Origin of the sequence: Streptomyces sp. NPDC057623 (assembly GCF_042800355.1) — a bacterium.
Lineage (GTDB): Bacteria > Actinomycetota > Actinomycetes > Streptomycetales > Streptomycetaceae > Streptomyces.
The window spans coordinates 104,079-115,963 of the sequence record NZ_JBHVGZ010000011.1; the positions used below are offsets into that span (position 1 = coordinate 104,079).

The 11,885-nt window shown below is 64.2% G+C and carries 7 protein-coding genes and 2 pseudogenes; 5 read left to right on the forward strand and 4 right to left on the reverse strand.

Features of this window, described 5'->3' with window-relative positions; genetic code table 11:
- Nucleotides 1-168: 168 nt before the first annotated feature.
- Nucleotides 169-3,597 (forward strand): AAA domain-containing protein, encoded by a 3,429-nt coding sequence (locus ACFU95_RS14465; RefSeq protein WP_383826809.1) that lies wholly within the window; start codon nucleotides 169-171, stop codon nucleotides 3,595-3,597.
- A gap of 148 nt (nucleotides 3,598-3,745) precedes the next feature.
- Nucleotides 3,746-4,993, forward strand: coding sequence for a hypothetical protein (locus tag ACFU95_RS14470; protein ID WP_383826812.1), 1,248 nt, complete (start codon nucleotides 3,746-3,748; stop codon nucleotides 4,991-4,993).
- A gap of 82 nt (nucleotides 4,994-5,075) precedes the next feature.
- Here the strand turns inward: ACFU95_RS14470 and ACFU95_RS14475 are convergent.
- A pseudogene (locus ACFU95_RS14475) lies at nucleotides 5,076-5,583 on the reverse strand (GNAT family N-acetyltransferase).
- Nucleotides 5,580-6,486 (reverse strand): annotated as a pseudogene (locus ACFU95_RS14480) (hypothetical protein). The pseudogenes ACFU95_RS14475 and ACFU95_RS14480 overlap by 4 nt, the downstream one beginning before the upstream one ends.
- 487 nt (nucleotides 6,487-6,973) lie before the next feature.
- Between ACFU95_RS14480 and ACFU95_RS14485 the strand changes: the two are divergent.
- Both ACFU95_RS14485 and ACFU95_RS14490 read left to right on the forward strand, forming a co-directional pair.
- Nucleotides 6,974-7,399 carry a hypothetical protein gene (locus tag ACFU95_RS14485; protein WP_383826814.1) on the forward strand — a complete coding sequence of 142 codons (426 nt, stop codon included), beginning with the start codon at nucleotides 6,974-6,976 and terminating at the stop codon, nucleotides 7,397-7,399.
- A gap of 210 nt (nucleotides 7,400-7,609) precedes the next feature.
- Nucleotides 7,610-10,234 (forward strand): tetratricopeptide repeat protein, encoded by a 2,625-nt coding sequence (locus tag ACFU95_RS14490; protein ID WP_383827053.1) that lies wholly within the window; start codon nucleotides 7,610-7,612, stop codon nucleotides 10,232-10,234.
- Between the two features lie 62 nt (nucleotides 10,235-10,296).
- Here the strand turns inward: ACFU95_RS14490 and ACFU95_RS14495 are convergent, their stop codons facing one another.
- Nucleotides 10,297-10,797, reverse strand: coding sequence for an NUDIX domain-containing protein (locus ACFU95_RS14495; RefSeq protein ID WP_383826817.1), 501 nt, complete (start codon nucleotides 10,795-10,797; stop codon nucleotides 10,297-10,299).
- 35 nt (nucleotides 10,798-10,832) lie between these two features.
- On the reverse strand, nucleotides 10,833-10,955 hold the full coding sequence (locus ACFU95_RS14500) for a hypothetical protein (RefSeq protein WP_365987852.1): 123 nt from the start codon (nucleotides 10,953-10,955) through the stop codon (nucleotides 10,833-10,835).
- On the opposite strand from ACFU95_RS14500, the gene ACFU95_RS14505 reads away from it, so the two are divergent.
- The gene (locus tag ACFU95_RS14505; protein ID WP_383826820.1) at nucleotides 10,954-11,808 is read left to right on the forward strand and encodes a DUF5655 domain-containing protein; all 855 of its coding nucleotides are present in this window, start codon (nucleotides 10,954-10,956) and stop codon (nucleotides 11,806-11,808) included. The genes ACFU95_RS14500 and ACFU95_RS14505 overlap by 2 nt on opposite strands.
- Nucleotides 11,809-11,885 lie beyond the last annotated feature (77 nt).

Genomic DNA, 11,885 nt, shown 5'->3' on the forward strand with positions numbered 1-11,885 from the left:
CTCGCTGCTTGGGCCAAGGGGGGCCTCCTCTCGCAGAGCCACTCCGAAGGGACCATTACTCGCCAAGTCCGTATCACCCTGGGCAAACTGCTGATCCGATGGGAAAGCCGCTGGCAAGATGGCCGCTTGGGAGGACTGCGCGGCAGTCGGGGGAGCAAGGAGCAGTGGGTGGGGACGACGATTAACGGCCGGTTTCTGTTGCTCCCTCAGGAAGCCCGCCCGGGGGGTTTGTCCGAGGTCCGCAAGGCCGTGGACATCAAGAGCGCTGGCGGTGACCACGTCGCCGTGAAGCTGCTCAAGCAGCGCGAGGACGACGCGATCACCCGGATCTTCCTGGAGCGGGAGACCTCGGCGCTCAAGGCACTGAACCACCCCCATATCGTGCGGATGCTCGACTCCGGCTGGGATCAAGGGCTGGAGCGGTACTTCATCGCCCTGGAGTGGATTGACCGCAGCCTCAAGGACGAGATGGCAGATGGCCGTCCCCTTGACTGGCCGGCCTACTTCACACGCATAGGCGGACCGTTGGCTTCCGCTCTCGCGTATGCCCACGAGAAGGAGATCGAGCACCGCGATCTGAAACCGGGAAATGTCCTGCTGACCGGCGACGGCATGGTCAAGCTCGCCGACTTCGGGATCGCCAAGATCTTGTCCAAGGCCGTAGCCGTGACCGACGAGACGGTCGCGGACTTCCGGTCCGCTCTGTACTCGCCGCCCGAGCAGAGTGAGGCAATCCCGTACGTCCGTGACGTGTACGCCTACGCGGTCCTGGCCATTCAGGTCCTCTCCCGTAGCCAGGCACGTGACTACCACGATCTGGCGACGGTACTCGACGGTCTGGAACTCGACACCGAGATCCGCAACGTCCTCAGAACCTGCATCGACCTCGACCCGAAGAAGCGGCCAGCCAACGCCATCGTCCTCGAACACCGGCTCCTGGAGGCCGAGCGGGTCTGCGAAAACCGTGATGCCCGCCAACGCAACGCGCTCTGGCTGAAGATGACCCGTCGCGCGGCCGAAAGCTTGAGCACCATCTCGGCTGGAGAAGAGCTCGACTGGGATGCGGTGAAGAACACGGTGCTGGCGGACATCTCCGGCACCGTTCACGTCGACTACGGCTACAACGCGCAGAGCGACGAAGTCGACACCGGCACGGTGCGGGTGTTCGGCCAGAGTCTGTTCCTGCGCCTGGTCAACGACGAGGATCAAAGCGACCGATGCGTCATCGTTTCGGCCGAGGAACGAGCAGAGGAATGGATGGCCAAGCGCCGTGCGTCCGCCCTCAAACTCGGCCCCATCCTCACCTGGACGTTCAACGACCCGGGCGAGGACCCGGCGTACGACGGCCTCAACCTGCTGCTGGACAGCCTCAATGAAGAACTTGACGCACGCGAGGCACAGGCCAAGGAGGGTAAGCGCCAGCAGCTCGGCGACCTGTTCGACGGCTGGCGCCGCGTCCTGGAAGCCCGCGAGGAAGCGGCGGCCAACGGGCGGCAGCCGATCCAGTATGAACGGTTGGAAGGCGGCGGCCGCACCCGAGTCTTCCATCTCGCCGCGCCCGACACCACCGCCGAAATCGGTGAAGAGTGGTCCGTCGCAGAGTACCCCTACAGTCGGCCCATCGACCGTGGCGAGATCACCAACCGCACTGACGACACCGTCGTCCTGCGAATGACGCGTCCCCAGGCCGTCCTGCCCGCCCGGGGGGTGCTGCTCCCCTTCCTCGGGCCCAGCCAGAACGCGATCAACCGGCAGCGCGACGCTCTTACCGCGGTCGCCGCCGGCCAGACCGCAAATCTCGACCTACGGCAGATCATCGATAACCCCGGAGCCCTTGAGGTCGGCCCGCCCGCCGAAGTCACCACCTGGGTCCGAGCCGACCTCGACCAGAGCAAACGGGACGTCGTCGCCCACGCCCTGGGCACCCAGGACCTACTGCTCGTCGAGGGACCTCCCGGCACTGGCAAGACGACCGTGATCGCTGAGATCGTCGAGCAGACTCTCAGCCGGCATCCCACCGCCCGCATCCTCATCGTCAGCCAGACCCACATCGCCATCGACAATGCCCTCAAGCGCCTTGAAGACGCAGGCATCACCGAACTCGTCCGCCTCGGCCGCGTCGACGATCCACGCGTCGCTGAAAGCGCACAGTCGCTGCTACTCGACCGGCAAGTCAAGAAGTGGACCCAGGGTGTCCGGACGCGCGCAGAACGGCATCTGGAGAGCGTGGCCGCCAACAGCGGCCAGCAGCCCAGCCACCTCAAAGCGGCCCTGGTGCTGGAAGAACTCGCCGCCGTGGCCGCCGACCTCGGCCATGTGACGGCCCGCCTCGACGAGCTGGCGAACCAGCCTGTGCCTGAGCGCACCACCTCCGCCAGAGAGCTCGGCGAGGAAGTCGTCACCACCCGAGCCCGTCGAGAACAGCTCCTCGAACAGCGGGCAGAGCTGTTCGCCGAAGTGCAGACCATGCTCGACGGCGAACTCACCCTCCGCGAGGAAATGAGCGCCGCAGACGCCCGCGACGTGGTCGAGGCGCTCCTCGGCCCGGCCGGGACCGGCAGGGAACTGATGCACCTGTTGCGCCTCCAGGGCGAATGGCTGCAGCGAATCGGCACCGACCAGAACCTGATCGCGAGCTTCCTGCGCACCCGGCGCGTCATCGGCGGGACCGCGCTCGGCTTCCTCGGCCACCCGGCGGCCCGGGATCTCGAATTCGACCTGTGCATCTTCGACGAGGCGTCCAAGGCGACCGCGACCGAGGCGTTGGTGCCAATGGCCAGGGCCAAGCGGTGGGTGCTGGTCGGCGACACCAACCAGCTGCCTCCCATCGATGAGGATCTGCTGCGCGATGAAAAGATCATGGCCGATCACCAGCTCATCCCCGAGCTGGTGAAGACCACCCTGTTCCAGTACTTCGCCAACTCCACCAAGGCACCCGTCAAGCACCTGCTGCGCGAGCAGTACCGGATGACCCCGGCGATCGGCAACATGATCAGCAGCTGCTTCTACGACAACAAGCTGATCTCGCCCAATGACCATGTCCTTCCCGGCTACAGCACGGTCAACAAACCCGTCCTGTGGCTGGACACCAGCGCCCTGCCGAACCGCCGCGAGGACGAGCAGTCCGCCGCACAAACCAGCGTTTCCAACCGCCTTGAGGGCCAACTCGCGATGCGACGCCTGGAAGTCATCGACCGGGCCATCGACAAGGGGGTGATCAAGACTCCCGACGGCAAGCGCCTCGACGTCCTGCTGATCGCCCCCTACGGCCGCCAGGTCGAAGAACTCACCAAACGACTAGCCTCCCTGAGACTCAAGCACATCGCTCCAGAAGTACTCTCCGTCGACGCGGTACAGGGGCGAGAATGCGATCTCGTCGTGTTCTCCGTGACCCGCAGCAACATCAGCGGCCGCTTCGGATTCCTTGGCCAGCCCTACTGGCGCCGCATCAACGTCGCACTCTCCCGCGCCCGCTACGGCTTGATCATCGTCGGCGACGCTGGCTTCTGTCGCAGCAAGCCCGGCGCCCTGCGCGACGTCCTCGACTACATGAGCGGCCACCCGGAAGACTGCGAGATCCGCAATGCCTACCTCTAGCCCCGCCTTCGGCGACGACAGCCTCCTGGCCCTCCGCTTCCACAACACCCGTCCCGGACTCGAACTCATCCAGATCGCCGACGCCGCACTGCCTGTCGCCCGGATCACCGCCGAGGTCCTCGCCCAGGACAGCAAAGACCTCCCGCTTATGGAGGAATTCGTACTGCGGCTGGTCGACCACAACGTGAGCAACGCGCGTGGTATCGCCGGCCTACTCGGCCTGCCCGAAAACATGGTCGACCGGACCGTCGCCGTGCTGTTCGGCTCAGACGACCTCAAATGGGCCCGCCCCACCCCCGCAGCCGCAGGCCGGGCCCCCGGACTGCGGCTCACAGACAAGGGACACCTCACTGCCCAGAAGGCCGCCGCGGTAGCACCCGTGCGGGTCAACCAGCCGCTCGTCTACGACCAAATGCTGTGGAAAGTAGCCCCCTACGACCGCCGCACCACCATCCCGCGCGGGCAGGCCGAGGAAATCGGCATGATCATGCTGCCCGCCGCAAGGTCCGGGCCCGTCAACGACGGAGACATCACCGCAGCGGAAATCACCGCTCTGCTGCGCGAGAATGGCAACAACAAACGCGAAGTCCTCCAGGTCAAAGGCATCTCCCAGGCCCCGGCCCGCCGTGTCCTGCCGGTCAAGCTCCTGGTGTATGCCGACGCGGACCGCACCGACGTCGAAGTCGGCATCGTCGTCGACGGCGAACTCAGTCAGGCCCACGAACTCGCTCTCATCGGCCACGGTGGTGCCAAGGCCCTCGGCATCACTGTCGCGCCGCCCCCCGAACGCCCTCTTCTGGACCCCGACCTCGAAAAGGCCCGCGTACCGCTGCAAGAGGTCACCCAGCACCGTGCAGAACAGGCCGCATTCCAGCTCGGCGCTCACGCCCCCATGCCCGGTCCGCCGGCAGTTCAGCAGCCACAGGCAGACGAGATCCGAGCCATCGGAGTCTTCGAGCATCCGGACGTCCTCGACGACGCACTCACCAACGCCCGCCGCCGACTCTTGATCATCTCCCCGTGGATCAAGAACGCGATCATCACCACCGACTTCCTTAGCAAACTCGAACGCCGGGTCAAACAAGGCGTCAAAGTGGACATTGCCTACGGCTACGAGGAAAACGACACCAAGACCGACCCTGCCTCCGTCCGTAAACTCACCAACCTCGCCGACCGTTACCGCGACAAACTCAGCTTCACGCGTCTGAAGAGCACCCACGCCAAGGTCCTCGTCTACGACGACGTTTGGGTGACCACGTCCTTCAACTGGCTCTCTTTCAAAGGTGATCCCGAACGCACCTACCGCATGGAGGAAGGAAGCCTCGTCCGTAACCGCCAGATCGCCGACACCCAGTACTCCCGCTACCTTGAGTTGATCGCCGACCAGCGCCGATAACTGTCAGCGGTGGTGCCTACCGCATGCCGCTGCACGTTTACACCGGGTCTCGTGAGTGTCGGTCAGTGGCTGGCTGGGATCATTACGGTGAGGCCAGTGACGGCTGGCTCTGTCCGAGGTCCTCGTACCCCCACGACTCGTAGAGCGCATGGACCTTTCCGTCCCCAGCAGCCGGGTTGACCATGAGCGCGACGTACGGCTCCTCGCGTGTGGCCAGCAGGGCGTCATGGATACGGCGGGCGGTGCCGGTCTTCCGCCAGGTTGGCCGGACGCCGATCTCCTTCAGGGCCACGGCTGGACGCTCGGTGTACTTCTCGGACGGCGTCGGGGGTGCGCTGCCAGTAGCGGTCGCCGTGCTCGATGGTGTTGCCGTAGGCGTAGCCGACTGGGTGCCCGTCTGCGTACGCGAGGACGGCTGTGAACCCTGGCTCGGTGCTGTGCCGGTCCAGGCGCTTGCCGAACGCGGTGATCGCGTAGTTCGGCAGGTGGAGGAGCAGGGCGCGGACTTCGGCGTACACGTCGAGGAGGTCGCCGCGGGCGGTGTCGAGGGTGGTGAACGTGCGCAGTTCGATGGCGGGCGCCGTGGTCATGCGGCCATCCTCCAGGCGGCGGTGTGCTCGGTCCAGGTCTGCGCGGTGGAGCTGCCCGGTGCGATGGCGCGCAGTGCGGCGCCGAACTCCTGCAGCATGCGCGTGACCCGGGCGTGCTGGGTGGCGGCTTCGGCGGGGACCTTCATCGCGGTGGCTGTGGCGGCGTCGGGTGCGCCCTGGGCGAGCTGGGCGTGGGCGAGCCGGGTGGTGGTGATGGCCCTGGATCGGATCATGTGGGGCCGGAGGGCGGACAGGCAGCGGTGGGCGTGATACTCGGCGGTCGAGTAGTCGCCGAGCGCCAAGTGCGCCGAGAGGGCCAGGGAGTCCAGTTCGGCTTGGTCGTAGAAGGCGACCATCCACACCGGCCGGTAGCCGGTGGGGTCGGCGCGCAGCATGGCGTCTTGCGCCTGCTCGAAGGCCCGGCGGGTGCCGGTGCGGTCCTGTGCTGCGCCCGTGGATGGCGCCCTGGCGGGTCAGGCCGAGGGAGGCGAACAGGGGGTCGCGGCGGGTGAGGTGCAGGTTGCGGGCGACGTCGTTGGCGGCGAACGCGTCGGCGGGTCGGCCCATGTGGCGGTACATGGTGCCGGCGTGGCTCCAGATGCGGAACTTGATCGCTTGGTCGCCGGACATCTCGGCGAGGGCCTGGGCTTCGCGCATGTGCGCCTTGGCGATGTCGTAGCGCCGGCCGTCGATGGCGGCCCACATCGCGGAGGAGCGGAAGGCGGCTGCGGAGGCGTAGAGGTTGCTTCGTACGCGCTGGGTGGCGCTGCCGGCGTTCTGGAGATTGAGCGCCTCGTCGGCGAGGGCGGCGGCCCGTTGCTCGATGCCGAGTTGTCCGCCGTGGCGGTGGTCGCTGGCGATGATCTCGGCGAAGCGCTTGTTCAGGCGGTTGACGTCACTCATGCCGATACGGCGCGCCGATGCGGTGCCGGGTGCGGCTACTGCGGCGGCAGCCGCCGCGATGCTGCCGACGAGGGTGCCGCGCTTCATGTCGGGGTCCTCCTGCTGCGGCGGGGCCGGGGTGGACGAAGGCCGACCCCGTGGCACGAACCCTAAAGCGACAGCGAGTAGTCCTGGCGGGATCTTGGGTGGTTCCGGACGCCGCTCCGGGGTCAGGAATCGCCTGGTCAAGGCAAGTGCTGGGTGCTACACACCCTGCTACGGGCTAGCTTGTGCCACACCGTCCGCTCACGCATCCGACTCTCTGGTCAGAGCGACGCCGCCCAGGTTCAACCGTCCGTCTTCGCCGGGGTGAAGTAAGCGCCGTCATGCGAGTCGCAAGCTTCGTTCGGCATGCAGTACGGATCGAGGCGAAGGGCCCTTGCTTGTCAGTGCGTGCGGGCACAATGAAGGGTGCAAGACCGCGAGGGCTCACCGCCAAGGAGTTTGCATGGACGCCGAGTTAACAACCTTCGCCCAGACGGCAGGGACGGCGTTGGTCGCGCTGATCGCCACAGACGCATACCAGCGTGCCAAACAGGCAGTGGTCGAGCTGTGGCGTCGCGTTCGTCCTGCGGAGACCACAGCGGTCAGTGATCAGATGGAAGAGACCCGCTCTGCTCTGATGCAAGCCCAGGCACAGGGAGACGAAGAGCGCGAGAGGGAACTCGCGGCTTGGTGGCAAGAGCGTCTAACGATGCTGTTCGCTGCCGATCCGTCCGCTATCGGCACACTCCACCAGGCATTGGCTGACGTCGTTGCCGACGAACCCCACCATGATCGGACTCGGATCGACAGCATCCGGATCACAGCCAAGGCGCGCGACAGTGCCCGTGTCTTCCAAGCTGGGCGAGATCAACACATCGTCGACCGTTGATCGCCAGCCTGGCCAGGGACGGAGCCGTCGGCAACGGCCATCCCGGCTAGACAAAGCAGTTATGCCAAAGGATCGGAGCACGCGTTGCTGCCTCGCGACAGTGACATAATCCTCCATATCAGACAGAAGGCAAAGGTCTCTGGTCCCGGTCATGTCTACCAGGCAGGTCGGGACCAAGTGGTGAACGAGTCCAACACCCTCAACGTCTACATGGGCGCGCAGCCTCTATCAGACTCTGCTCCGGTACCCGTCAAACCTCCCCTAAGCCTGCGACCACGACGGCTACACGGGCGCGAGAGCCAGTTTGAGAAACTGGGCGCTGGCGACCTACACCCCCTCCTAGGGAGCATTACCGTACTCCATGGAATGGGTGGGATCGGGAAGACCGCATTGGCCTTGACGATCGCCGGGGTTATGCGCCGCAATGGCGTACGAGTCTTCTGGGTCCAAGCATCACAGGTAGACAGTATTCGGGCTGCGCTACGCCAGATCGCCCTACAGCTGAATGGCTGCGAAACCCAAGCGCGTGAACTCGCTGCAGGCGTCCTCAATGCAGCAGACCTGGCTTGGGAGGCTCTCCACGCAAGCACGAAGCCTTGGTTGCTCGTCTTGGACAGTGCAGACAACCCGACTGAGATCGAAAGCGAGTTAGGGCCAGGATGGCTAGAAGGGTCTGCATCTGGAGCGGTTCTAGTCACAACCCGACAGGGGAGTGCCGACCTCTGGCCAGCCGAAGCCAAGTTGGAAAAACTTGACGCATTGGATTCCTCAGCCGGCGCCGAGATGCTGCTCGACCTGGCTGGAAAATCGGAAGCTCATCCCTCCGAACGTGATGCTGCACGGACCCTATCCGTGCGCCTTGGGGGCATCCCGCTCGCTTTGCGTCTTGCTGGGCTTTGCGTTTCTCAGCCCATCTCTCCTCTACGTGACTTCAAGGCATTCCACAGTGCCTTGGAGAGAGATTTCGAGGCCGTTGTTGACCGCGCCGCTGACGCGTCACTTCGCCCTCAAACGGACGACGACGCTCGCAACCTTGTGATGCAGACCTGGGAGATTTCGCTGGATGCATTGGAACAGCAGGGCATCCCGTATGTGAGATCAATCATGCGCGTCCTATCTTGTTGGGCAGCCAGGCCCGTCCCAGTAGAACTACTCTCTCCGAAGGTTCTATTACGAACACATGGCCAGGGTGGCGGTCCATGGAACGATCTCGTCGTAGAACGCGCATTGAGAGCTCTTAACGCCGTCGGACTAATCGACAGCGTCGACGAGAACCCCGTGGCTCGTCCGGTAGAAGACAACACCTTTTATCACTGGCCCAGCGAGAATCGTGCACATAGGTGCATCGTCGTACACCCGCTGGTGGCTGAAGTGAATGCCGCACATCTGGAGCGATCCCCCGATCGGGCTCGGTCATGGGCCGCAGCAGCTCGGTGCATTGGGGCGCTTCGCGGTATGTGGGAAACGGAGGTCACTGTAGGTCACTGGCAACTCGTGATTCCCCACGTCGCATCCATGGTGGCACGACTCCCTGCAGCACACGGTGAGCTTTTCGAAATCATCGTCGACATACAAAAGTACCTTAGTAAGTATCTCAGCCTATCCGGCCAATACGAAACCGGATACAGGTCTGCGGTGATTCTTTATGAACGGCTCGATAGCTTCCGCCCCAGTGACAAGATTCGCTTTCTGGTCCAATTCGACTACGCAGAATGGGCCTGGCACATGTCACGTCTGGAAGAGGCCGATGCGCTGATCACAGAAGCATGCCGTCTGGCCGACAGCTCAGTGGGATCTGACAGTTTCCTCGGGCTCATGGCTCGCGAGCTGGCCATCGCGATCCACGCAGAGCGCGGATTCCTGGAGTCAGGAGAGAAGTTGGCGCGCGAGCTATGCGACGAACTGGAGAGCAGGCCAAGGTTTTTGCAACTCGCGATGCAGGCACGGCATCACCTCGCGACCATCCTCAGAGAATCTGGGCGGCTCGATGAGGCAGAAGGCAATTCCCGCCGAGCCGTACACCTCATGGAGCAAATGCAAATCCCGCCTTTCACACACGCCGTAGTCCGCCACGAACTGGGCGTCATCCTGTGGCATCGAGGTCACCTTAATCAGGCACTTCAACTGCTCCAAGAGGTCTTGCGACTACAGAAGACGTTCCTTCCTCCCTGGCATCCTTCAACCCTTGTCACTCGATATGACATTGCCTCCATTCATGGAATTCAAGGAAATCAAATTCGGGCACTGGTGGATTTCACGGATATCCACCTAATCGAGCAAGATCTACTTGGCATAGACCACCGCAACACGCTGCAGACAAAACATCAAATAGGTCAAATCCTGGTAGAGTTAAAAGAACTGGACGAGGCAGAAGCCACTCTTCGCGCAGTGGAGAAGGGATATCAATCCGGCGGGCTGCAGGACCGCTCAGCAGATGTCCTTTCTACCGAGCATGAAATAGTCCACATCAAGGCTCAGCGAGGGCATTATGCTGAAGCCCATCGGGATTGGCGACGGATCCTGGAAAAGGAGCGACATGATTTAGGGCCAGACCACCCTTCGACACTAAGAACTCATTACAACTGGGCAATCTGTTGGGCATCTCTGGGATTTCCAGGAATCGCCTGCACAGAAATGAAAAAGGTCCTCGTAGCTCGCCGCCGCGCGCTAGGAACAGACCACTTTGAAACACGACAGGCTGCCCGCATGCTCGCCGACTTGGGTCGTCTTCCTCCGGAGGGCTGGCGCTTCGGCGGATACGGCAGACGCAACCTGCCAACGAACCGTGAAGAGCGCAGGACCAACGGATCTCCCTCGAACTTTCCTCGGGATTAAGGCGACGAGTCTGCGGTTTTGGGTTCGCTGATTCGGAGGGATGTCCCCGCGGGTCTGCGTATTCAGCTCCAGCCGTTGAGTGAGACCTGCGGACCGTTGGCAAGGTACTGATGGAGGGCACTCGCCGTAGTATCGACAAACTCACCTGGGATCACGTCGGCAGCGACCCAGCAGACCTGGGCATGCTTGCGTGGTTCCCGATTTTCGGGTTCGCCCCTCCATTCATGGGCGGCGAAGACCACGGTAAGGAAGCCATTGGGCGCCTCGACGCCCCAGGCACCGTGGATGATGTGGGCCACCTTCAGGGCCTCGGGCTTCACAGCCAGGCCGGTCTCCTCGTACAGCTCGCGTACGGCGGTCTCGGTGATGGGCTCACCGGGTTCGCTCTTGCCGACGGGGAGGTCCCACATACCCTGAGCGAACTTGGCGTTCTGGCTGCGTTGGAGAAGGACGACGCGGTTGGTGTCTTTGTCGTGGACGATGACAGCGGCAACCAGCAGGGTCATGGATTCGAGGGCGGGCGGCAGGGCTTTGGGCTGGTCGTCGGTTGTCCGCTGAGCCACGGCTTGTGTCCCTTCGTCGGCCGGATGGTGGCAGCTTAGGCCAGTGCTTCGCGTGCGCGGCGGGCGAGTTCGGCGGCTCCGGGCACTTTGCGGCGCTGGTAGATGGAGAGTGTGGAGCGGAGCGAGGTGATCGCTTTGCGGGTGCGGTCGGAGGTCATGCCCTCCATGAGGGTCAGGGCCTGTGACCAGGCGGCTACGGCCTCGTCGGCTCGGGCCTGGGGCTGCGAGGCTGTCGCCGAGATCGGCGTGGGTGAGGGCGTGGACGCGCTTGTACTTCTCCGGGTCCCAGCGCACCAGGGCGTCGCGGTGTTGTTGCTCGGTACCGACGTGGTCGGCAAGGTCGGTCAGGGTACGGGCGGTGTGGCTGGCGACGGTGCCGGCGGCCGGGCCGCTGACGCGGGAGTAGCTGGGCTGGGGGCCGTCGTCGCGCAGGAGGGCGTCTTCGGCGGCGAGCAGGGCGCGGGCTGCTGCGGGCACGACCGGGTCGCGGTGAAGCGACTGCGCGAGCGGATCGACCTGGTGCGCTACCGCATCTTCGATGGCGGGCTACTGAGCCTGTTGCTGATCGAGTCCGCACCTGGCTCTCCGAGCCAGGCTCCGGCTCGGCCTCAACATCGGGAGCGGGAGATCACAGCCGGTGCCATCGGCGGGGACGGGAAGCCGTCGTTCCAGGCGGTGCCGGGCGCATCCCCGGCCTGCCTGCGGGACCTGTACGCCGAACTGGACGAGGCTCTGACTGCGTGGGGCGAGGTCGAGGTATCTCCGCTGATGCACTACATCGCCTACCGCCGCATGGTGAACCTCGCCTCGGTAATCTTCCGCCCGAAGCACGAGGTGATCCTCGTCTACCTCAGAATCGACCCGGACACGGTCGAGTTGGAGGAGGGCTTCTCTCGCGACATGCGTGGCATCGGCCACCTCGGTACGGGTGACCTGGAGATGCGCATCGGCTCGGCGTCCGACCTGGAGAAGGCCAGGCCCCTGATCCGGCGGGCATTCGAGGCGGCCTAGCGTTTCTCGAGAACCGTCCGGATGGTGAGCGCGAATCTCCCCTCAGGCAGGCGATGCACGCTTCTTCGATCTGGTGC

Excerpts from the sequence above, each read along its gene's own strand:
- ACFU95_RS14470 (WP_383826812.1), top strand. The coding sequence starts at position 3,746 with ATGGAGGAATTCGTACTGCGGCTGGTCGACCACAACGTGAGCAACGCG.
- ACFU95_RS14485 (WP_383826814.1), top strand. The coding sequence starts at position 6,974 with ATGGACGCCGAGTTAACAACCTTCGCCCAGACGGCAGGGACGGCGTTG.
- ACFU95_RS14490 (WP_383827053.1), top strand. The coding sequence starts at position 7,610 with ATGGGCGCGCAGCCTCTATCAGACTCTGCTCCGGTACCCGTCAAACCT.
- ACFU95_RS14505 (WP_383826820.1), top strand. The coding sequence starts at position 10,954 with ATGCCCTCCATGAGGGTCAGGGCCTGTGACCAGGCGGCTACGGCCTCG.
- ACFU95_RS14500 (WP_365987852.1), bottom strand. The coding sequence starts at position 10,955 with ATGACCTCCGACCGCACCCGCAAAGCGATCACCTCGCTCCGCTCCACA.